General features: G+C 71.6%; 16 protein-coding genes. 5 read left to right on the forward strand and 11 right to left on the reverse strand.

The window, feature by feature from the left end; translation table 11 throughout:
• Nucleotides 1-109: 109 nt before the first annotated feature.
• On the reverse strand, nucleotides 110-1,162 hold the full coding sequence (locus ABJI51_RS36405) for a DUF4192 domain-containing protein (protein WP_348955654.1): 1,053 nt from the start codon (nucleotides 1,160-1,162) through the stop codon (nucleotides 110-112).
• A gap of 159 nt (nucleotides 1,163-1,321) precedes the next feature.
• The gene (locus tag ABJI51_RS36410; RefSeq protein WP_348955655.1) at nucleotides 1,322-2,176 is read right to left on the reverse strand and encodes a M23 family metallopeptidase; all 855 of its coding nucleotides are present in this window, start codon (nucleotides 2,174-2,176) and stop codon (nucleotides 1,322-1,324) included.
• 92 nt (nucleotides 2,177-2,268) lie between these two features.
• Here ABJI51_RS36410 and ABJI51_RS36415 point away from each other — a divergent pair, with 92 nt between their 5' ends.
• Both ABJI51_RS36415 and ABJI51_RS36420 read left to right on the forward strand, forming a co-directional pair.
• Entirely contained in the window at nucleotides 2,269-3,363 is a 1,095-nt protein-coding gene (locus ABJI51_RS36415) for a sensor histidine kinase (RefSeq protein WP_348955656.1), read from the forward strand.
• Entirely contained in the window at nucleotides 3,360-4,001 is a 642-nt protein-coding gene (locus ABJI51_RS36420) for a response regulator (RefSeq protein WP_348955887.1), read from the forward strand. The genes ABJI51_RS36415 and ABJI51_RS36420 overlap by 4 nt, the downstream gene beginning before the upstream one ends.
• A gap of 1 nt (nucleotide 4,002) precedes the next feature.
• On the opposite strand, the gene ABJI51_RS36425 is transcribed toward ABJI51_RS36420, so the two are convergent.
• From ABJI51_RS36425 to ABJI51_RS36435, 3 genes are read right to left on the reverse strand one after another with little or no spacing between them, the layout of a single operon-like run.
• Nucleotides 4,003-5,400, reverse strand: a complete 1,398-nt coding sequence (locus tag ABJI51_RS36425; RefSeq protein WP_348955657.1) for an FAD-binding oxidoreductase — start codon at nucleotides 5,398-5,400, stop codon at nucleotides 4,003-4,005.
• A 56-nt stretch (nucleotides 5,401-5,456) separates the two neighbouring features.
• On the reverse strand, nucleotides 5,457-6,116 hold the full coding sequence (locus ABJI51_RS36430; protein WP_348955658.1) for a YdcF family protein: 660 nt from the start codon (nucleotides 6,114-6,116) through the stop codon (nucleotides 5,457-5,459).
• A complete protein-coding gene (locus ABJI51_RS36435) occupies nucleotides 6,116-7,915 on the reverse strand; it encodes a Xaa-Pro dipeptidyl-peptidase (RefSeq protein ID WP_348955659.1) in 1,800 nt (599 codons plus the stop codon). The genes ABJI51_RS36430 and ABJI51_RS36435 overlap by 1 nt, the downstream gene beginning before the upstream one ends.
• An 87-nt stretch (nucleotides 7,916-8,002) precedes the next feature.
• Between ABJI51_RS36435 and ABJI51_RS36440 the strand changes: the two genes are divergently transcribed.
• A complete protein-coding gene (locus ABJI51_RS36440; RefSeq protein ID WP_348955660.1) occupies nucleotides 8,003-9,556 on the forward strand; it encodes a DUF4139 domain-containing protein in 1,554 nt (517 codons plus the stop codon).
• 7 nt (nucleotides 9,557-9,563) lie between these two features.
• On the opposite strand, the gene ABJI51_RS36445 is transcribed toward ABJI51_RS36440, so the two are convergent.
• Nucleotides 9,564-10,292 (reverse strand): RNA polymerase sigma factor, encoded by a 729-nt coding sequence (locus ABJI51_RS36445; protein ID WP_348955661.1) that lies wholly within the window; start codon nucleotides 10,290-10,292, stop codon nucleotides 9,564-9,566.
• Between the two features lie 159 nt (nucleotides 10,293-10,451).
• Here ABJI51_RS36445 and ABJI51_RS36450 point away from each other — a divergent pair, with 159 nt between their 5' ends.
• Nucleotides 10,452-14,015 carry a TIR domain-containing protein gene (locus ABJI51_RS36450; RefSeq protein WP_348955662.1) on the forward strand — a complete coding sequence of 1,188 codons (3,564 nt, stop codon included), beginning with the start codon at nucleotides 10,452-10,454 and terminating at the stop codon, nucleotides 14,013-14,015.
• A gap of 375 nt (nucleotides 14,016-14,390) precedes the next feature.
• Here ABJI51_RS36450 and ABJI51_RS36455 read toward each other — a convergent pair whose 3' ends face one another.
• From ABJI51_RS36455 to pdxR, 4 genes are all read right to left on the reverse strand, one after another.
• Entirely contained in the window at nucleotides 14,391-15,782 is a 1,392-nt protein-coding gene (locus ABJI51_RS36455; protein WP_348955663.1) for a glycoside hydrolase family 43 protein, read from the reverse strand.
• A gap of 159 nt (nucleotides 15,783-15,941) precedes the next feature.
• Complete coding sequence (locus ABJI51_RS36460) at nucleotides 15,942-16,373, reverse strand: CBS domain-containing protein (protein WP_348955664.1); 432 nt, start codon at nucleotides 16,371-16,373, stop codon at nucleotides 15,942-15,944.
• A 102-nt stretch (nucleotides 16,374-16,475) separates the two neighbouring features.
• Nucleotides 16,476-16,922: a hypothetical protein gene (locus tag ABJI51_RS36465; protein ID WP_348955666.1), complete on the reverse strand. Its 447-nt coding sequence runs from the start codon at nucleotides 16,920-16,922 to the stop codon at nucleotides 16,476-16,478.
• On the reverse strand, nucleotides 16,919-18,331 hold the full coding sequence (gene pdxR / locus ABJI51_RS36470; protein ID WP_348955667.1) for a MocR-like pyridoxine biosynthesis transcription factor PdxR: 1,413 nt from the start codon (nucleotides 18,329-18,331) through the stop codon (nucleotides 16,919-16,921). The genes ABJI51_RS36465 and pdxR overlap by 4 nt, the downstream gene beginning before the upstream one ends.
• Before the next feature lie 83 nt (nucleotides 18,332-18,414).
• Between pdxR and ABJI51_RS36475 the strand changes: the two genes are divergently transcribed.
• A complete protein-coding gene (locus ABJI51_RS36475) occupies nucleotides 18,415-18,987 on the forward strand; it encodes a TIGR03086 family metal-binding protein (RefSeq protein ID WP_348955669.1) in 573 nt (190 codons plus the stop codon).
• On the opposite strand, the gene ABJI51_RS36480 is transcribed toward ABJI51_RS36475, so the two are convergent.
• Nucleotides 18,980-19,963 (reverse strand): neutral zinc metallopeptidase, encoded by a 984-nt coding sequence (locus tag ABJI51_RS36480; protein ID WP_348955670.1) that lies wholly within the window; start codon nucleotides 19,961-19,963, stop codon nucleotides 18,980-18,982. The genes ABJI51_RS36475 and ABJI51_RS36480 overlap by 8 nt on opposite strands.
• Nucleotides 19,964-20,023 lie beyond the last annotated feature (60 nt).

Below are 20,023 nucleotides of genomic sequence, written 5' to 3' on the forward strand. Positions count from 1 at the left end.
AAAACCCCCCCGCCGTTGCCCGGCTGAGGTTGCGTGGGCCCCGGGCCGGCCCCGCCCCCCCCCCCCACGACAGCGGGCGCCGGGAGTCCACTGTGGACCTCCCCCGCCTTCATGCCGCTTGTCCCGTCTCGAAGTCCGCGGGCTCCAGGCCGAAGGCGGCGATGTCCGCCGCGGCTGTCTCGGCGAGGCCTCGCAAGACCTCCGGTGGGGTTCCGCGGTTCAGGACCTGCTGCAGCAGCGTTGCCAGCAGGTGGCCGGGGTCCGCCGCCAGGGCGTTGTCCAGGGCCATGCCCGCGAACGCTCCATTGCCGCGCATGTAAGCCGCGTAGCCCAGCAGGGCCGCCGGTTCCGCTCGCTCCGGGGCCGGGAGTTCCCGCACCAGCGTCAGCCACAGGCGCTCGGCTTCGCGGGCCGCTGCCGTTCCGGGTGGGACCGCCATCGCCAGGCACACGTCGCGGACTTCCGGGAGCGTCAGCGCGGTCGCCAGCTCCACCGCCTGCTCGTCGGTCGGGGGGCCTTCGCCGCGGAGCTGACGGTCGAAGGCCGCGCGGACTGCCGACGCCGCTTCAGCCGGCGAGGGCGGGGAGGGCGCCTGCGCCAGCAGGGCCGCACGGCGGGTCAGTGCTTCCGGGGACCGCGGGGCCAGCAGCGCCGCCAGGCTTTCGCGGCTGTCGAACACCACCAGGCCGTCCGCGGTCGCCGCGGCCGCCGCCACCGTGGCGCGGGGGTCCGGCAGCTCGCCGCCGCAGTCCGGCTCCGTGTAACACGCCCATGGCGCGCCCGCCGTGATGCGGGGTGTCCACAGTGCATGGAACACCGGGAGCGCGAAATCGCCCAGTGCGTCGGTCAGTTTCGTCACCAGGCCCGCGTGGGGCGGTGGGCTGCCGGATCTTCGGCGGCCGCCGACGACCACCAGCGTGACGCCGACGTGGGTGCCCGCCGCCATCCGGGGTGCCAGCGCCTGTGCCTGGCGTGCCCGGTCTTCGCGGCGAGGGATGTCGGCGCGCAGGACCAGGCCCAGGCGGTCGCCCGGGATGCGGTGCCCGAGTGCGACGACGGACTTCCCGGGCCGGAACCCGAGCAGGTACGGAAGCGCGGCCAGCAGCTGCGCGGGATCTCTGAGGTCGGCCGGCGACCGGCCGGCCGGGGTGGCAGTGGTCATGCCTCCACCGTGGGGCACACCGGGTCCTTTTGGGGCGGTCGCGGCAAATCTGTGGACAACCGGACCCCATGTGGACGGAACCGGCCCGCGGCGGGCGGGGCGGCGGTTTTCTGTCGGTGGGGCGGGCTAGAGTGCCCGGCCCCCACCGGCAGGTGCGGCTCAGCCGCAGTGTTCGAAACCGCTCTCGTAGGTGTTGGCGCCCACCGAGCCGCCCCACTTCACGCAGGTCGCGTCGGCGGTCTTCTTGACCGGACCGGCGTAGTAGGTGAAGTCACCGGAATCGGTCACCCGCGCGGACCCCTGGACCTCCAGGAACGCCGAGACCGCGCTGGCCGTGCCGAGCGAGGTGGACTTCAGCGTGGTCACGCAGTTCGCCTTGGTGGAAGCGTTGTACAGCAGGTACGCCGTGCCCGAGGAGTTGGCCAGCGCCTGCTGGTCGACCACGGAGAAGCCGTCGCCGCAGACCTCTTCGGCGGAGTACGGGTTGCCGCCGCAGGCGTTCTTGCTCGTGAAGTCGGTGTGGCCGTAGTACGGCACGGCGACGCCGTTGAGCTTCGCCTTCTGCACCACGCCGTCGAGCCGCTCTTCGAAGTGCAGGTGCGGCCCGGTGACCCCGCCGGTCGCGCCCGCCGTGCCGAGCTGCTTGCCGCCGGCCACCGACTGCCCGACCGAAACCGACTGGGTCGACAGGTGCGCGTAGCGGGTCCGCCAGCCGCCCCCGTGGTCCACCTCGACCCACTTGCCGTAGCTGGTGCTGCCTTCGTCCGCCACCCGCGTCACCGTGCCGCCCGCCGAAGCGAGCACCGGCATGCCGGTGATGCCCGACTTCTGGAAGTCGACCGAGTACGCCGGGCTGTGGCCGCTGAACGTCGCGGCGGTCACGGTGACCCCGCACTTGAACGGCACCTGGAAGTTCGGCGCGGCCGAGGCGGTCGCCTGACCGGCGAGGGTGAGGCCGAGCGCGGGCAGCGCCGCGGCGGCGGCGAGCAGGGCGAGCCGTCGCAACCTGGACATGGGGGAACCTCCTGACAAACGGGACATCTTGACTCCGCGAAGCCAAGCCCGCGTCGGTACATTTTCCGTACAAGCACCCGCGGAGGCCCGACATGACGACCGGACGACCCCAGCTCGCGGACTGGCTGCGCTGGGCGCTCGTCGCGGTGCCGATGTTCGCCTCGATGCCGCGGGCGGACGCCGTGTCCTGGGTGCTGATCGGGCTCACCCTGGCCCTGTCGGTGCCGATGCTGTGGGTCTCCGGCCCTGTGCCGTCGGCGGTGGTCGCGCTCGCCGTGCTGGTGACCTCGGGCACGCTGTGGGCGCTCGTCTCGGGTTCGTGGGCGTCGGTGGCGATGTTCAGCGTGACGTTCTACATCGTGCTGCGGCAGTCCACGGTGCCGATCGTGCTCGCGCTCGCGGTCAACGTCGCCGTGGTCGCGTTCTGGGCCGTCCGCCACGACGCCTGGGACGGCGCCCTGCCCACGTACACCGTGCTCACGATGGTCGTGCTGATCGGGGTGAACCGGCGCGCCCGGCTGGCCCGGCTCGAACAGAAGGAGCTGGCGCTGGCCCGCGCGCAGACGGCCGCCGAGGAGCACGCCCGCGCGGCCGCGCTGGCCGAACGTGCCCGCATCGCCCGCGAGCTGCACGACGTCCTGGCGCACTCGCTGGCAGGGCTCTCGCTGAACCTGCAGGGTGCCCGGCTGATGCTGGTGCGCGACGGCGCGAGCCCGGACGCCGTCGCGCAGATCGAACGCGCGCAGAAGCTCGCCGCGGACGGCCTCGCCGAGGCCCGCAAGGCCGTCGCCGCGCTGCGTGAGGACGCCGTCGGGGTCGATCGCGCGATCGCCGATCTCCTGGCCGCCTACCGGCTCGACACCGGCGCCCGTGCAGACCTGGCGATCGGCGGCGAACCGCGCGAGCTGGCCCCGGAGGTCGGCACCACGCTGGTCCGCGCGGTGCAGGAGGCACTGGCCAACACCCGCAAGCACGGGGCGCAGGCCGACGTCGACGTCACGCTGGACTACGGCGACGGGACGGTGCGGCTGACCGTGGCCGACCGGCAGGGCAGGCGCCCGCCGGCCGCGCCCGCGGCAGGTTACGGTTTGCGCGGGATGAGCGAGCGGGTCGCGCTGCTCGACGGGCGGGTCGAGAGCGGGCCGGGGGAGGACGGATGGCGGGTGCACCTGACGGTGCCGGCGTGACGCTGCGCGTGGTGCTGGCCGACGACCAGGCCGTGGTCCGGGAAGGACTGGTGACGCTGCTCGGGCTGCTGCCCGGGATCGAGGTGGCCGGGGCCGCGGCCGACGGGCTGGCGGCGCTGGAGCTGGTCGCGCGGCACCGCCCCGACGTCGTGCTGGTCGACCTGCGGATGCCGCGCTGCGACGGCGTGGAGACCACCGAGCGGATCCGCGCGGAGCACCCCGGCACCGAGGTCGTCGTGCTGACCACCTACGCCGACGACGAGTCGCTGCTGGCCGCGTTGCGTGCCGGCGCCCGTGGTTTCCTCACCAAGGACGCCGACGCCGAGGCCATCGTGCGCGCGCTGCGCTCGGCCGCCGCCGGGCAGTCCACTGTGGACGGCGAGCTGCAGCGGCGGCTGGTCGAAGCCGCCACGCGCAGCACGCCCCGGCGCGTCAAGGAGATCGACGGCCTGACCGCCCGCGAGATCGAAGTGCTGCGGCTCATCGCGGCCGGGCTGTCGAACACCGAGATCGCGCGCACCCTCGTGGTGAGCGAGGCGACCGTCAAGACCCACGTGAACCACCTGTTCACCAAGGCCGGGCTGCGGGACCGGGCCCAGGCGGTCGCCTTCGCCTACCGGGCGGGCATCGCCGACTGACTCAGGGCGCGGGCGGGATGTTCGCGTTGTGGTGGAACACGTTCCGCGGGTCGTACTGGGCCTTGATCCGGGCCAGCCGTGCGTACTTCTCCGCGCCGTAGGACGTGCGGACGCGGTCCTCTTCGTACTCGGCCATGAAGTTCACGTAGCCGCCCGCGTTGGCCGAGAACGGCGCCACCGCCGCCCAGAACTCGCGCACCCACGCCCGGTCGGCGGCGAACTGCGCGGGGTCGACGGCGATTGCGGCGATGTTCACCGCCAGGCTCGGCCGCCGGGCCCCGCCGAACGCGGTCGCGGCGTCGCCGGCCTCGGCGAACGCACCGTGCAGCGAGAAGATGGGCATGATCGACATCGGCGAGGTCTTGCGCGGCAGGAAGTCCGCGATCACCTCGATGAGCTCGTCGGTGAACGCCTCGGCGAAGGCCGCCTTCTCGTAGCCGAGGATGCCCCACGGCGCCGCGTCGTCGATCATCCGCTGGAGTTCGACGTACGGGATCGGCGAGACGAACTCGAACAGCGGCGCCGGTCCCGAGCGGGCCCCGCGGATCGCCTCGGCGTGGTGCTCCGCCCCCTCGAACCCGGCGATCAGCAGCGCGTAGCCGGGCCGGAAGTGGTGCTCCTCGGGGACGAACGGCGCGGGCGGCGCGTTGAGCCCGGCGACCAGGACCCCCAGCTCGGGCGGCAGCGTCTCCAGCACGGCGCGGGCCTGGCGCAGCGCGGCGGCCCCGTCCTCCAGTCCCCAGAAGAACAGGCCGAGGTGGACGATCGGGCCGACCGGGTGCAGCCGGAACTCGAACTCGGTGACGACGCCGAAGTTGCCGCCGCCTCCGCGCAGGGCCCAGAACAGGTCGGGATGCTCCGCGGCGGACGCGCGCAGGATGTCGCCGCCGGCGGTGACGACCTCGGCGGAGAGCAGGTTGTCGCAGGACAGGCCGTGCTTGCCGGTGAGCCAGCCGAAGCCGCCGCCGAGGGTGAGGCCGCCGACGCCGGTGTGGCTGACCGTGCCGCCCGGCACCGCCAGCCCGTGCTCCTGCGTGGCCGCGTCGACCTGCGCCCAGGTCACGCCGCCGCCGACCCACGCGGTCCGGCTCTCCGGGTCGACGCTGATCGCCTGGAGGGAGCTGAGGTCGACGCAGAGACCGCCGTCGACGACGGCCGCGCCGCCGAAGTTGTGCCCGCCGCCGCGCACCGAGACGTCGAGCCCCGCTTCGCGCGCGTACGCCAGCGCCGCCGCCACGTCCGCGGCCCCGGCCGGACGCACCACGACCGCCGGACGGCGGTCGATTTCCCCGTTCCAGACCGAGCGGGCGACGTCGTAGCCGGGGTCGCCGTCGGTGAGGACGGTGCCGGACAGCTGGGTGCGCAGGCTCTCCACGGTGGGGTCGGCGGTCGAGGTCATGGCGGGTCCTCTCGCAGCGGATGAGTGCCGGTAAGTCGCCTGACCTGCGAGGATCGTTACGGGCGGCCGCCGGGGATCAGCCGCTCGGTGAACCCGGCCGCGACCAGCCGCCCGTACGCGCGCGCGACGCCGGGCGGGATCCGCTGCGGGATCGCGAACCCGCGCCGGGCGTACTCGGTGATCCGCTGGGTCTCGCCGACGAGCATGCCGATCAGGCGGCCGGCCTCCTCGCTCCCGGCGACGTAGTCCTCCAGCGACACGTCCTTCGCCGCGCAGACGAGGTCGGCCTCGGGCCACAGCCGCTTGGCCGTCGCGTACGCCCGGCGCTGCTGGTACGGCCGGGAAACCAGGGTCACCGTCCGGACCGCGATCCCCCGCCCGGCGAGCAGCCGCCGGGTGAACACGATGTTCTCGCCGGTGTTGCGCGCCTCGGGCTCGACCAGGATCGCCTCGTCCGGCACGCCGAGATCGAGCGCGATTTCGCGGTAGTGGACCGCTTCGCCACGCGGGAAGCGCGCCACCGTCGTCGGGGCGTTCGCGCCGGTGAACACGATCAGCGGGAAGCACCCGGCGTGGAACAGCTCCGCCGCGTGGACGGCCACGCCGGGGTCCCGGCTGCCCAGCCCGACCCCGACGTCCGACCGCCGCGGCTCGTGCCGCAGGTCGTGGTAGTCCCACAGCGTGCGGACGTCGGCGCGGAGGTGCTCCGGCAGCATCAGCCGAACGCGGCTCGCAGTGCCGGCTTGCCGCCGGTGACCGGGAGGGTCACCGCCGTCTTCGTCAGGTCGAGCGCCAGCCCGGCACCCGGCTTCGGCCGCAGCGTGTAGTCGTGGTCGCTGGAGGCCAGCAGGAACTCCAGCCGGTGGCCGGCCGCGAGGACGTAGTCCTTCGGCATCAGCTCGACGCCGATCCGGTACGTCTGCCCGGGGGTGATCGGCTCGGTCCGGGCGGGCGACGTGCGGTTCTGCGGGTCGGTCCAGCCGCGGCTGATCACGTGCGCGGTCCCGTCGGGGGCGCGGTCGAGCAGGATGGCCGAGACGTTGGCCGCGGGCCGGTCGAACGCCAGCGCCAGGTCCGCGCGGGCGGTGCCGGACAGGCGCACCGCCTGCTTCGCCGCCGTGGTCGCGTACAGCAGGCGGTTGCCCGACGACGCGAGGCCGGCCAGCTGCTCGATCGTCTTCGCCGAGTCGTCGGCGAGGGCCTCGGTCGCCGCCGTGCCCGGGACCGGGTTGCGGGTGTCGAGCGTGCCCTTCGCCCGGCCGCCCGGCCAGGGGTAGACGCGGACGTCGGCGGTGCCCGGCGCCGGCCAGTCGGCCTCGTCGGTCCACGACAGGTCCTCGCGCTGGATCGTGGCCTTCGGCTCGTTCTGGATGCCGTTGTCGATGCCGTAGAGGTAGTGCGACATCCACTTGTTCAGCGTCGCGAGCCAGGCGTCGCGGCGCAGCGAGTACGGGTCGGCGTGGCCGGACTGGTGCAGCCAGATCTTGTGCTCGACGCCGCGGGCCTTCAGCGCCTCGTACCAGGTCGCGACCTGGTCGGTCTTGACGTTCCAGTCGTTGAGGCCGTGCACCGCGAGCACCGACGCGTGCACCTTGCCGACGTCGTTGCGGTAGTTGCGGACGTCCCAGAACGGCGTGTAGTCGCCGGTCACCCGGTCCTGGTCGCGGGTCAACGCGTCGATCACCGGGCGGCAGACCTGCCGGTCTTCGCGGGTGTAGACGTACTCGGCGAGCACGTCGGCGTCCTCGCCCTGGAACCCGCCGGCGGCGACCACCGCGCCGTCGTTGCGGTAGTAGTCGTACCAGCTGGAGATCGCGGCGATCGGCACGATCGTCTCGAGCCCTTCGACTCCGGTGCTCGCGACGGCGTTGGGCAGCGTGCCGTTGTAGGAAACGCCCATCATGCCGGTCTTGCCGGTGCTCCAGTCGGCCTTCGCGACGGCGCCGCTCGCGTCCCGCGCGGTGGCCCGGCCGTTGAGCCAGTCGACGACCGAGCGGGCGCCGATCGTCTCGTTGACGTCGCCGGTCGTCGGGCAGCCGGTCGACAGGCCGGTGCCGAGCGATTCGCCGTAGACGACCGCGAACCCGCGGGCGGTGAAGTAGTCCTGGTACCGCCAGCCGATCGGGGCGGCCGGGCCGACGCCGTGCGCGGCGACGCGCGGGCCTTCCGGGCCGCGGGCGCGGCCGGGCACGTACAGCTCGACGTCGACGTCGTGGTTCGCGACGTCGTTGCCGCCGGCGTAGTACGGGCTGGCCTGGTAGACGACCGGCACCTTCAGGCCCTGCTGGGTCGCGCGCGGGCGCACGACCTGGGCGTGCACGAGGTCGTCGGCGCCGTCGTGGTCGCTGTCGACGGGCGCGGTGACCCAGACGTCCTCGCGGACGACGTCGGCCGGGTCGAACACCGGCTGCGCCTGGCCGCCGGTGAACACCGGGGCGGGCGGGGCGGCGGCTTCCGCGGCGACCGCGGTCAGCGGCAGCGCGAGCACGGCAGCGAGCAGGACGGCGGCTTTCACTCAGGACCCCCAAGCCGGGCGAAGCGGACTTACCTTGCGAGACTTCCGTCCGGGCCGATCCGGTGTCAAGAGACTAACGTCGGCCCCATGCCGACCGTGGAAGCTCCGATCACCGCCGTGACCGTCTATCCCCAGCAGGCCCGGGTCACCCGCCGGGGCACGGCACCGCTCGACGGCGGGCCGCGCCTGACGTTCGCCGGGCTGCCCCTGTCGCTCGACCCGGGATCGGTCCGCGTCACCGGCACCGGTCCCGCGCTGATCACCGGCGTCGACGTCCGCACCGAGCGCCACGCCGCTCCCGCCGACGCCGCGTTGCGCGCGCTCGTCGAGCAGCGGCGTACGGACCAGGCCACGCTCGACGCGGTCGTGGACGACGAAGCGGCCGAAGCGATGAAGGTGGATCTGCTGACTTCGCTCGCGAAGCGCAGCGGCGGCAGCTTCGCGAAGGCGCTGGCGGCCGGGACCGCGGAGCCGTCCCGCGTCGCCGAGGTCACCGACGCGCTGAGCGAGCGGCTGGCGTCGGCGTTGAAGTCCCGGCGGGTTCTCTCCGAGCGGATCGCGCGGCTGCGCGAGGACCTCGCGGCGCTCGACCGCCGGATCCAGGCACACAGCGCGCAGTCCGAAGAGGACAGTACGTCGGTGGTCGTCGAGCTGGAGATCTCGGATCCCGCGGGGACGGCCGAGCTGGAACTGTCCTATGTGGTCCCGGGCGCGAGCTGGGAACCGGGCTACGACGTCCGGGTGCGCGGCACCGACGTCACCGTGACGTCGTACGGGCTGGTCAGCCAGCACACGGGCGAGGACTGGCCGGAGTGCGAGCTGGCCCTGTCGACCGCGCGGCCCGCGGTGTCGGTGGTGGTGCCGGAGTTGCAGCCGTGGTACCTCGACCGCGTGCTGCCGAACCCGGGCGGTCCGGCAGCCCCCGCGGCGGCGTACGGCGGGTCGGGCGGCGGCATCCCCGAAGGCGCCCGGATGGCCCGGTTCGCGGCGATGGCCCCGAAGTTCGCGACAGTGGAACAAGGAACGACGGCGGTCACGTACCGGCCTTCGCGGCCGGTGGCGGTGCCTTCGGGCGCTTCGGGGCACCGGACCACGTTGGCGCAGCTGGATCTCACGGCTTCGCTGGGCTACGTGACGGCGCCGGTGCTGGCCGAGGAGGCGTACCTGCGGGCGACCGTCGTGAACACGTCGGAACACGCGCTGCGGCCGGGGCGCGCTTCGGTGTTCCACGACACGGAGTTCGTCGGGACGACCGTGCTCGAACCGTGGGCGCCCGGCGAGGAACTGGAGCTGGCACTGGGTGTCGACGACCGGATCCGCGTCGAGCGCGAGCTGGTCCGGCGGACGGCGTCGAAGGCGACGTTGTCCGGACAGAAGCGGCGCGAGGCCGAATACCGGATCTCGGTCGGCAATCACGGCCCGCGCGAAGCGGTGGTCACGGTGCTGGACCAGGCCCCGGTGTCCCGCGACGACACGATCACGGTTCGCGATGTCCGGACCTCTCCGGAACCGGTGGAGACGTCGGCGCTGGGCGAGTTCACGTGGCGGCTGACGCTGGCCCCGGGCGAGACCGGCGTGGTGACGCTGGCGTACCGGGTGGATGTCGCGAAGGGCGTGGAACTGTCCGGCTGGCGGGAGTGAACCCGGCTCATCCGCGGACCGACCAAGCGCCCGTGCGCCGGATGTACTCGACCAGCTTGCGCTCGGCGTTGTGTCGTGCCACGGCCGCCTGCCCCGGCGGAAACCCGAGTTTCCGAGCGACCATCGGCAACGCGAGACCTTCGAAATGCGTCCGGGCAATGAGCTCCGCTTCGGCGCGAGTGAGGAAATGGTGCGCCACCGCGTCGGCGAGCACCAGATCGACGTGTCCGGCCGGAGACGACAACGGCACCGCCCGGACCGCCGCGACGGCACCGTAACCGGGAGCGCGCCCGACCGGAGGATGTGCCGCCCTGGCCCGCGTCACGCGTTTGAGGTGAACGAGCAGCCTCCGCATGTCAGGATCCACGCCACGCAATGCCTCAAGGAAACCGAGAAAGAGATCCCCCACCACGTCTTCGGAATCCGCTTCGCTGCCGTCGACGAACTGCCGCACCATGAATCCGAGTTCCGGCGTCATCATGGCCACGACCACCGGCAGCCAGGGCTGAGGGTCCGCTTGAGCGAGGCGCACGGCTTGCGACCAGATTGCCGCCTTCGCGTCCGGAGAAGTCGTGGTCAAGCACGCCAGCTCGATGAGCTCGAACAAGGAGAGCGCCCGGTCCGGCAGATCCTCGGAGAGTGACCAACCCTCCACGCGCACTCCGGACGCCGAAACGGCCACGAGACACCGATGCCGGATTTCGCGCAGAGTCTGAAATGGGGATTTCGACGGCACAGCGGACTCCTCCGAAGCCAGTGAACACGCTCCGGTCAGGTTGACGCAGCCAGCCTGGCGAGGACAGGTGTTTCCCGTTGCCTACTCGTCCGTAAAGTAGCGGAAATCCACCTCTTTCCTGGACCATGAGAACGTCCGGCCAAGCTTTGGAGGAAGTGGATGAGCGCATTCCGAGGAACCGTCTTCGTGAACTACCGAGTCGGCGACGAGGCGGCTTTCGCGGCCTCGTTCGCAGAGCACCTGAAGGCGAGATTCGGGCAGAACGAGGTCTTCCACGTTTCCCAGGCGGCCGCAGCCGGAAGTCTGTTCGCCGAGGAAATCGAAGACGCGATCGCCCAGTGCGCGGTCCTGATCGTGGTCATCGGGGATCGCTGGCTCAACCGGGCCAATCGCCGGAAGCTGCATCAGCCGGGCGACTGGGTCCGCCGGGAGATCCGGCTGGCCCTGGAGTCAGGAAAACGCGTCGTTCCACTCCTCGTCGATACCACCCTGCCCCAGCGCAGGCGTCTGCCCGCAGACATCCAAGGGCTGCTCGACCACCAGTATCGCCCGCATTTCCGGCGCAGTTCACCCCAGGACTTCGATCGCCTGGTGAACGAGCTGATCGAAGAGGTTCCCGAACTCGGCACCCTTGTCCTCCCGGGCACGGAAGACCTCACGACGTGGTGGACCGGCTGGTCCCGCAACACGGATCCACCCCTTCCGGCCGGCGTCCTGCTGGCGGGAAGGGCTACGGAGCGCGAAATCGTCCGGGTTCGGGCGAACGGGGCTGCCGTCGCCACGATGATCCAAGACGAATCGGAAGAGCTCGCCCTGGCGTTCCTTGCCGCCGCCTTCTCCACCGACAAGCCGGACGGCCTGCGAGCGATCCTCGTGCACGATGCGGAGGCATGGGCCCGATGCCTCGCGATCGGCAAGCCTTGTGTTCTCGTTCCCCGGTACCAGGACCCCGACATAGGTGCAGCCCTCGCTCGAGGACATCGGGTCCTGTTGCCGGCCGGCCCTGGCCGGCAATTCGACTCGGAACCGGTGCGGCTTCCCCCGCTGCGGCAGGATGAGGTGCGCGCAGCCTTCGAGGCAGCCGGGACGACCTCGGCGTTCGCACAGTCCTATGCCTCCGTGATCAGCCGCTCGGTACCGGAGTTCCGAAGCAGGTACTCACTGGACTTCCAGGCCGCTCCGCGAGCAGCATCCCTTCCCGACACCGACCTCCAGGTTCTGTCCAACGCCGTCAACCAGGGCCCTCTGCGGCACCTCGGGATGGCCGAGCGAAGCGCCGAGGCCGAGGCGAAGGTGAAGACCGATCCGGCCGGCGCTGCCGCTGCGTACGGTGAAGTCGCCGAGGCACTGACTGCCGCCGGCTTCGACGTGCACGCCCACGACATCCGTTCGAAACAGGCCCAGGCCCTGCGGCAGGCCGGCCTCTTCGACGAGAGCGCAGCGATCCGGCTCGACCTGATGTGGCGGTCGATGAACGGCACCGGAGACACGACCGAACACTCCTCGATCTTCGAGGAAACCCAGGCGGACCATGCCGACAACTGCCGGTACGGCCGGGCCCTCGCGGCCGTCCGTGCCGCGGAGGGCGTTCTCACCGGGCTCGCGGGCATAGGCAGCCACTTCGCCACACCTTTCGACACGTTGCAGCAAGACGATCCGCACGTGCTCGACGCGGCTGTCTTCCTAGCGGAACACGCGGTCGCGGAGGACGAGACCACTGTGGTCGAGCAACGTCTCGAGCGGCTGACCGCATTGGCCCTTGCGCTTCCTCCGCGAGGATCACGCGAGGAGGAACTGGTGGCGCGACTGGGCATGTGCATCGCGGATGTGACCGGGAACTGGGCGCAACTGTACGACCGCGCGCGCAAGTTCGGCCCCGAACACCTGGCGTGGATCCTCGCCAGGAAAGCGCGAGCCCTGTCGTTCACCGACGACTTCGCCGGAGCAATCGACGCCTACCAGGACGCGATCGCCCGGGCACTCACCGAACGGATGAACGACGAAGCAGCCGACTGGCTTTATGCGCTCAGGGCCCTTCGTGTGCGCAGTGGCGTCTTCTTCACGAGCGGAGATACCGAACACCCATTCGCCCAGCACCTGCGGAACGGCACCTATTCGCGCCGACTGCCAGGCAGCCCGACAGTCGAAGAACGAGCGCTCCGGAGTATCACCGAGGGGAAGGGCGGTCGGCGGCCGGTCAGGCTGCTCACGCAGTGGCGCTGGAAGGCCACCGTCCGCGCCGACCTCGTCGGCGAGAACGAGACTTCCGAACTTCTCGGTTCGGTGCTGCAACAGAACGAAGAACCGGTCGCCGGATTGCGTGAACTGGTCCGCGCGGAGCTCGGGAAGTCTGCCTCCGAAGCCGCGGCTGCGCTGCCGGACGCCGCGCTGAGCTGGCCGGTCGAAGTCGCCGGACCGACAGCCGGACAGCTCGGCGCCGCGCTCGAGGTCGCCGCAGTGGCCGGTGACCTCCTCGGCGAGGACGACGCGGCCGCCTGGATCACCGTCGCGCTCGATGTGCTCGAAGGACGGGGTCCACGCCCCACCTTGTTCAGCAACCTGGCCGCGCGGGCGACCAAGGTGCTCGTCGCGCTTTGCCCACGGCTGACCGAGTCCCAAGCGCGGCGCGTCCTGACCGCGACGGAACCATGGCTGCCGCGAGACGACAGGACCGGCCGGCGCACCGACTCCGACCATGCTCGCCTGCTGGTCCGCATCGCCGAACGGCAGCCCGGCCTGGCCGACGTCGCCGTGCAGCAACTGCTCGAAGGCGCCGCGGTCAACGAGGACTTCGGCGCAAAGGCGCTGATCACCGGACTGGATGTGCTGGAAAAGCACCCGGATCGGACGAAGGCCGTACTGCTCGGCCCGGCCGAAGCGGGCAACCGCTGGGCGCAGTCCATCCTGGCCAGAATCGGCGTGACGACCGAACAGCTCCGCGCCCGGGTCGCCACCGCAGCGCGTGCGGTGATCGACCGCGAACGCCCGCGACCGGGTGTCATGTCGATCTGGGGCTACAACACCTGGCTGGTCGCCACGTCGGATCTCCTCGGCGAGGAACTCAGGGCCGAACTCGTGGCAGCGTTGGTGCGCCGGGCTCTCGATCCCGCCGAGGGGATCGCGAACCGGCGAGACACCCTGGACGAGCTGGCCGGTATTGCGCCGGACCTTTCTCCCGAAGCACGCAGGCGAGCGTTCGACGCGATACAGCCGCTACTGGGCGACGACCAGCCGCTGACCGGGCACGACCTCCTGATAGCGGGAATGCGGCACCCGTTGAGTGCGATGCGGGTCGTCATGGGCCCGAACATCGTCGCCGATGCCGCAGTCCAGGCCTGCGCGTGCCTGGCCACCACGGAAGAAGACCGGAAAACGGTCCGGCGGCAGGCCATCCGTCTCCTCGCCCGGCCGGAGGAGATCGAGGTCAGGAAGATCGTGCGGACACTGCTCGTGGTGGATTCGTCGGCGGCCGACCTGCCGCCCGGCCTCCTGGCCACCCATGTGAACGAGCATGTCCGGGCACTGGCCGCCGTGCTGTGGGCTCGGACGCCGGCGGAACCGGAGCCAGGACTGTCGTTGGCGCGCGATCCGGCACGGATCGTGCGGGCCAGCCTGGCCGACGCCCTCACCGACCGGCCGGAACACGCGCCGGTCCGGGAGGTCCTTTCCGCGGATCCCCGGCTCAGCATCCGCGAGAGGGTCGTCTGCTCACAGGTGCCTTGATCGCCGGAGGTCCAGCCGTGGAAGATGTGCGCTTGCGGCCCTCTCGGCGGAGGTGTTCATGACGCAACAGTTTCCCGACGAGGTGTCCTTCCGGAGGGCCTGGTTCGCGATCACCGCGGTGGACGGGACCGGCCTGTTCGCCCCGGCCGGCCACGGAATCGAGGTGCAGTGGCTCCACACCGGGTACCACCGCGGCCACGTCTGCCGGTACGCAGTCCTCAATGGACAGCTGGTCTTGCGCGAGCTGAAGATCGGGTCGGCCGATGTCCCGCCGGCCCGCGTCCAGCGCACCCAATGTGGCGTTCGGTGCGTCAGACGCAACCAACGCCACATTGGGGCGCATCCCGGCCCCGTCAGCGAACCTCGGACGCGACCCTAGTAACCGGCCCGGAACGTCGCGTCCTGCTTCACCGTGGCCGCCGAGCTGCCGGACACCGGATCGATCCTCAGCTCGTAGTCGTAGTGCCGGACATACCGGTCCGGGAAGTTGTGCGAGCGGAACGACGTCCACGTGGAGTCGGCGAACCCCGCCGCCCGGTGGAATGTCACGTCCTCCTTGAACAACGCCGTTCCGTCGTCCGCGCGGAGCCTCAGCGCGTAGTTCTCGTGGCGCAGGTAGCGGTCCGGGAAGTTCACCGAGCGGAACGACACGCCGGCCGGGTCGGCCAGGCCGGGCACCAGGGTCCACAGCTGGTCCTGGTACGGGTCGAACGGATACGGGTCGATGCGGGCGATGTCGTTGGCGTGCCGGACGTAGCGGTCCGGGAAGTTGTACGACTTGATCCGGTTCCACGCCGGATTTCCCCACTTCGCCACCAGGTTCGTCATCTCCGTGGCCGTGATCGGGGTCAGCCCGGGGTGCTTGGAGTTCAGCGGCTGCGTGTACGCGCGGTCGTTCAGCAACGTCCACGACCCACTGGCGACATCGCCGGTCTGCCAGCAGAAGAAACGCCCGTTCGGGCTCCACGTGTCGCCCCACAGGTACCACGTGCTCGCGGTGTTCGACTTGACGATGTTGGGTGCTTCGACACCGCGTCCGGGCGAGATCGCGCCGGTGTAACCGCTGAAACTGCCGGGATTCAGCGAATTCGACCGCGTGCCCCGCAGCGTGCTGTTGGTGTTGTTCTTGTAGTACATGTAGTTCACGCCGTTGACGCTGACGAAGCTGCCGTCGATGGTGTCGTACCCGGGATCGAAGAACACCTGGGGCGCGGACGCCGTGACGAAGTCGGTCGTGTAGTTGACCATCAGGATGTTGTGGCCGCCGCTGACCGCCGAGTACACGACGGCGTACTGGCCGCGCGAAGCGTCCCAGAACGCCTCGGGCGCCCACGCGTGCGTCGCGAGCGAATGCACCTTCAGCAGCCGGTATCCGGTGAAACTCCGCAGGTCCGCGGAGTCCCAGATGTGCAGGTACTGGCTCTGGTAGTTCCAGTCGGTGCCCTTGAGGTCGGTGGCCATGACCACGAACGTCCCGTCCTGCTTGCGCAGGATGAACGGGTCGCGCAGGCCGGTGCTGCCGAGCGTCGGGGTCGCGACGGGATTGTTCTGGTTGAGCGGCGTCCAGTTCAGGCCGTCGGAGCTGACGGCGAGGTGCAGCCCGTAGTTCGCCGCAGTCATCGACGGGGATTCGGTGAAGTACGCCATCGCGTAGCCGGAGTAGGTGGCCGCCGCGGCGGCGCCGGGCCGGAGGAGGGCGCCGGCCGCGCCGGTGCCGACGACCACGGCCGCCTTGCCCACGGCGGAAAGGAGTTGCCGACGCTTCATCGCGTTACCCCGATCTGTGGGTCGCGGAACCGGGTGTTAGCGCTAACGTCCGCGAGTACGCCACATCCTCAGCGACCGGACGCCGCAAGTCAACGCCGGATTCTTCCGTGCGAAGGCCGCCACCGGCGCACCGGCGGCGGCCTCGGAAAAGCGGGAACGCTAGCCCTGCGAGATGTACGCCTGGAGCTGTTCCTGGCTGTGCTCCAGCTCTTCCATCCGGTTCTTGACGACGTCGCCGATGGACACGATGCCCGCGAGCCGGCCGTCGGCCAGCACCGGGACGTGGCGGATCCGCCGCTGGGTCATCAGCACCGACAGCTGGTCCACCGAGTCGTCGGGCGTGCAGCTCGCCACCAGTTTCGTCATGATCTCCGACACCGGCCCGTCGAGCAGCCCCGGCCCGCGTTCGTTCAGCCTCCGCACGACGTCGCGCTCCGAGACGATGCCCGCGATCGAGCCGTCCGGGTGCACGACCACCATCGCCCCCACGTTGTGTTCGGCCAGGCCGGCCAGCAACGTGGTCACCGTCGTCTCGGGGGTGACCGTCGCGACCGCCGACCCCTTCTTGCGCAGCAGATCCGCAATCCGCATGGCGATCCTTCCCGTCGGTGAGCTGGATCACCACAGGTTAAGGGCACCGGGACGCGGGCGAAAGTCCGGCAAACGGGGCGTGTTCGTGGTATGCGGAACGATTCAGCCGAGCCGCTCGGCCAGACCGTCGAGCGCCGAACGGATTCCGGCCGCGTAGTCGTCGTCGCCGAGCGCGTCGAGCCGGGACTGCGCCAGCGCCAGGTGCTCGCGGGCTTCCTCCAGCCGGCCGAGCTTGCGGTAGTCCTCGCCCAGATTCAGGTGCAGGGACGGGTAGAACCCGCGCACCGCCAGCGACGAGTGGTGCTCCTGGGCCCGGTCGTCGGTCAGGGAGTCCGCCGCGGCCAGCGCCCGCAGGTCCCACTCGAGCTCCTCGGCCGGGTCGTCGCAGACGTCGGCCATGTGGTGGGCGAGCGCGACGCGGTGCAGCGGATCGCCGTCCGGGCCGATCGACTCCCACAGCCGCGTGAAGGTCGCGTACGCCCCGGCCCGGTCGCCGCCGATGTGCTGCCGCAGGCCCGCGTCGATCGCCACCATCACGTCGTCGGTCATCCCGCTCCTTCGTCCGCCAGCGCCCGCAGCCGGGCCAGTCCCGGCTCGATCCGCTCCGCCGCAACCGCACCGTAACCGAAGACCAGCCCGTGCCGACGCTCGCCTGCCGCGAAGTCCCCCAGCGAATACAGCCGGACGCCGCGGCGCCGCGCGGCACGGACCAGTCCGCCGCAGCCGGACGGCGAGACCGCGCTCAGGTGCAGGCCCGCGCTCGACGGCAACGGCGTCAGGAAGTCCGCGAAGTCGCGGGCGAGCACCGCGGACAGCAGCTCGTGCCGCGCGCGGTAGACCTTCCGCATCCGCCGGACGTGCCGGGCGAAGCCGCCTTCGGCCATGAACGCCGCCAGCGCCGCCTGCTCGACGTTCGGCGCGTGCCAGTCGGTCAGGTAGCGCGCCTTGACCAGAGCCGGGACGAGCGACGGCGGCGCGACCAGGAAACCCAGGCGCAGCGCGGGCGAAAGCACCTTCGAGAACGACCCGACGTAGACGACCCGGCCGCGGGAATCCAGGCTGTGCAACGGTTCCAGCGGCCGTCCGGTGTAGCGGAACTCGGTGTCGTAGTCGTCTTCCAGCAGCACGGCGCCGGTGCGGCCGGCCCAGTCGAGCAGTTCGAGACGGCGCTCCAGCGACATCGACAGGCCCAGCGGGTACTGGTGCGACGGCGTCACGTACACCAGCCGCGTCCCGGACGGGATCTTCGCGACGACGATGCCGTCCTCGTCCACCGGCACCGGCGCGACCCGGACGCCGCGCGCGCCGAGCACCAGCCGCGGCGGCGGATAACCGGGGTCCTCGACGGCGGCCAGGTCGCCGTCCCGCAGCAGCACCCGCGCCACCAGGTCGGTCGTCTGCTGGGCCCCGGCGGTGACGACGACCTGCGCCGCGCTCACCCGCACGTCGCGCGCCACCCCGAGGTGCCGGGCGATCTCGGCCCGCAGCGCCGGATGGCCCTGCGGGTCGCCGTAGGTCATCAGGTCCGCCTGCCCGGCCCGCAGCCGCTGGGTCACCAGCCGCCGCCAGGTGTCGAACGGGAACCGCGTGAGGTCGGGGACGCCGGGCCGGAAGTCGAACTCCGGCGCCGGGGCGAACGGCGCGGGCGGCGGCGGGACGGCGTCCCACTCCGGCAGTGGCCGGACGCCGGAAACCGGCGCTGGTTCCGGGCGGGCCGCCGGGGAAGCCGTGACGAACATGCCCGCGCCGACGCGGCCGGCGAGGAAGCCCTCGGCGGTGAGCCGGTCGTAGGCCGCGCTGACCGTCGTCCGGGAGACCGCCAGCCGCTGCGCCAGTTCCCGGGTCGGCGGCAGCGCGTCGCCGGGCCGGATCCGGCCGTCCAGGATCGCCGCGCGCAGCTGCCGGTAGATCGCGTCGCGATGGCCGCGCGTGCCGGTCAGGTCGATGTGGATCTCCACCCCGGCCAGTCTAGATTGGCCCACGAAGGTTGCGGCGAATTTGGCACTGTTCGTGGTCCGCTCCCCCGCTTACCGTGCGGGACATGGATCTTCGCGAACTCGACCGCCGCAGCCTGCTCGTCCTCGACAAGATCGTCGCCGCCGCGACGCCCGCCGACCTCGCCCGGCCCACCCCGTGTGCCGGCTGGACGCTGGCCGACCTCCTGCGGCACCAGGTCGGCGAGAACCACGCGTTCGCGACCGCCGCCCGCCAGGGCTCGGCTCCCGGCTGGGCCGCCGGTGACCTCGGCGACGACTTCCACGCGGCCTACCGGGCGTCGGTCGAGGACTTCCTCGCCGCCTTCGCCGACGACGCCGTGCTGGAGCGGCGGCTGGCCATCAACCACTTCGGCACGTTCCCCGGCACGGTGGCCGCGCACATGCACCTGGTCGACACCGTCGCGCACGGCTGGGACCTCGCCCGCACGCTGGGCCTGCCCTACGAGCCGGACGCCGAAGCCGTCCGCGCCGCGCTGCGGCTGGCCGAGCGGATCCCGGACGAGGGCCGCGAAGTGAACGGCTCGTTCGCCCGCAGCGTCGCGGTCCCGGCGGACGCCAGCGAACTGGACCGCTTCCTCGCCCTCCTCGGCCGCGACCCCGCCTGGACCCTCAGCTGACCTCGGCGGCCGGCGCGCTCCATGTGTCGCACGACTTCGTGGTCTTGCCGTCGTAGCCGGCCTTTGCCCAGGACAGCTGGTGCGCGCGCGAGCCGTGGGTGTCGCTGTCGTCGGCGCGGCCGTAGTCGGCGACCGCCGCGTTCGCCAGCGAGCGGCTGATCGAGCCCGTGCCGGCGACCGCGGCCAGGAACAGTGCGCCGAAGCAGTTCGCCTGGAGCTCGATCCGGCGGACGATCTCCTTGTCGGCCGCGCTGTCCTCGTCCGGCGAGGTCATCCTGTCCGCCGCCGCCGACAGGATGCCGCTTTCTCTCTGCACGTGGTGGCCGTACTCGTGGGCGATGGTCGCGATGTGCCGGGCCTTGTTGAGCCCGGCGTCGGCCAGCATCCAGTCCGCCGGGGCGTAGATCGTCGTGTCGCCGCCGCAGTAGTAGGCGACGGCTTCGCTCTCGGTCGGCGCGTCACCGCAGGCGCTGTCCTTGGCGTCCTTGGGCAGCGTCACCGAGACGGTGACGAGCAGCCTCGGCTCGTTCGCCTTGTCCAGCGCCGGGCGCCAGGACTCCTGCAGGCAGTCGGCGAGCTTGCCGTAGTAGAACTGGAGCTGGTCGGGGTCCCGGCCGAGCTCGGGCAGCGTGCACGTCGCCGGCCCCGGCGTGATGCCGGCGTCGAGCAGCGGGTTGCGGGCCAGCTCGGGCACGGGCTTCACTTCCGTGCCGGAGCTGTGGGTGCGGCCGGTGCCTGCGCCCGGCGCGGCGAACGCGTGGCCGTCGACCCGGCGCGGGATGGTGGCCGCGACCAGGGAGATCGTCAGCACGACGATCAGCACGCCGGCGACCGCGCCCCAGAGCCGGTTGCGCGGCGGGGCGATCGGGACGGGCGGCGCGGCGGCCCAGTTGGGCGCCCACGGGTTCGGCTCCGGGACCCAGGCGGGTTCCGGCGGCCGGGCCGGGTCCGGCCACGGCGGTTCGGCGTCGTTCACGGTCTCCCCCTGCTCGGTCGCCCCAGCATACGGACCACCCCCGAGGCGGAGATCACGAAA

Origin of the sequence: Amycolatopsis melonis (assembly GCF_040064235.1) — a bacterium.
GTDB lineage: Bacteria > Actinomycetota > Actinomycetes > Mycobacteriales > Pseudonocardiaceae > Amycolatopsis > Amycolatopsis melonis.

Bases quoted from the DNA above. Each gene is read 5' to 3' on its own strand.
- ABJI51_RS36425 (WP_348955657.1), bottom strand. From the start codon at position 5,400: ATGACCTCGACCGCCGACCCCACCGTGGAGAGCCTGCGCACCCAGCTG.
- ABJI51_RS36440 (WP_348955660.1), top strand. From the start codon at position 8,003: ATGCCGACCGTGGAAGCTCCGATCACCGCCGTGACCGTCTATCCCCAG.
- ABJI51_RS36410 (WP_348955655.1), bottom strand. From the start codon at position 2,176: ATGTCCAGGTTGCGACGGCTCGCCCTGCTCGCCGCCGCCGCGGCGCTG.
- ABJI51_RS36450 (WP_348955662.1), top strand. From the start codon at position 10,452: ATGAGCGCATTCCGAGGAACCGTCTTCGTGAACTACCGAGTCGGCGAC.
- ABJI51_RS36415 (WP_348955656.1), top strand. From the start codon at position 2,269: ATGACGACCGGACGACCCCAGCTCGCGGACTGGCTGCGCTGGGCGCTC.
- ABJI51_RS36455 (WP_348955663.1), bottom strand. From the start codon at position 15,782: ATGAAGCGTCGGCAACTCCTTTCCGCCGTGGGCAAGGCGGCCGTGGTC.
- ABJI51_RS36405 (WP_348955654.1), bottom strand. From the start codon at position 1,162: ATGACCACTGCCACCCCGGCCGGCCGGTCGCCGGCCGACCTCAGAGAT.
- ABJI51_RS36430 (WP_348955658.1), bottom strand. From the start codon at position 6,116: ATGCTGCCGGAGCACCTCCGCGCCGACGTCCGCACGCTGTGGGACTAC.
- ABJI51_RS36475 (WP_348955669.1), top strand. From the start codon at position 18,415: ATGGATCTTCGCGAACTCGACCGCCGCAGCCTGCTCGTCCTCGACAAG.
- ABJI51_RS36460 (WP_348955664.1), bottom strand. From the start codon at position 16,373: ATGCGGATTGCGGATCTGCTGCGCAAGAAGGGGTCGGCGGTCGCGACG.
- ABJI51_RS36465 (WP_348955666.1), bottom strand. From the start codon at position 16,922: ATGACCGACGACGTGATGGTGGCGATCGACGCGGGCCTGCGGCAGCAC.